Consider the following 677-nt stretch of genomic DNA (forward strand, 5'->3'; position numbering starts at 1 on the left):
ACTGGCTGCGCGATCCCTATACGATCTATGCCCGCCACATCCTGCGGCTCGATCCGCTCGATCCGGTCGACATGCCGCTGTCGGCGGCCGATCGCGGTTCGGCGATCCACGGGGCGCTCGGCGAGTTCACGCAAACCTATGCCGACGCGCTGCCGCCGGACACGATGCGCGCGCTGCGCGAGATCGGCGGCAAGTATTTTGCGCCGCTGATGGAGCGGCCCGAGGCGCGTGCACTGTGGTGGCCGCGCTTCCAGCGCATCGCGGCATGGTTCGCCGAATGGGAGCAGGCTCGGCGCGGCCAGATCACCGCGATCAAGGCGGAGATCCAGGGCGATCTCAAGATTCAGCTCGACGACACCAGGACCTTCACCCTCTCCGCCCGCGCCGACCGCATCGAGCGGCGCGATGACGGCAGCTTCGCGATCCTCGACTACAAGACCGGGCAGCCGCCGACCGGCAAGCAGGTACGCATGGGCCTGTCGCCGCAGCTCACGCTGGAGGCCGCGATCCTGCGCGAGGGCGGGTTTGCGGAAATCCCGGCAAACTCCTCGGTCGGCGAACTGGTCTATGTCAGGCTGAGCGGCAACAATCCGCCGGGCGAGCAGCGTTCGCTGGAACTGAAGATCAAGAACAACGACACGCCGCAGCCGCCGGACGAAGCCGCGGACAGCGCGCGG

At 67.9% G+C, this 677-nt stretch carries 1 protein-coding gene; it reads left to right on the top strand.

The features are described from left to right. A partial coding sequence (locus J6500_RS31460; protein ID WP_225716582.1) for a PD-(D/E)XK nuclease family protein occupies positions 1-677 on the top strand: 677 nt, incomplete at both ends.

It is taken from the genome of Bradyrhizobium semiaridum, assembly GCF_020329505.1.
GTDB lineage: Bacteria > Pseudomonadota > Alphaproteobacteria > Rhizobiales > Xanthobacteraceae > Bradyrhizobium > Bradyrhizobium semiaridum.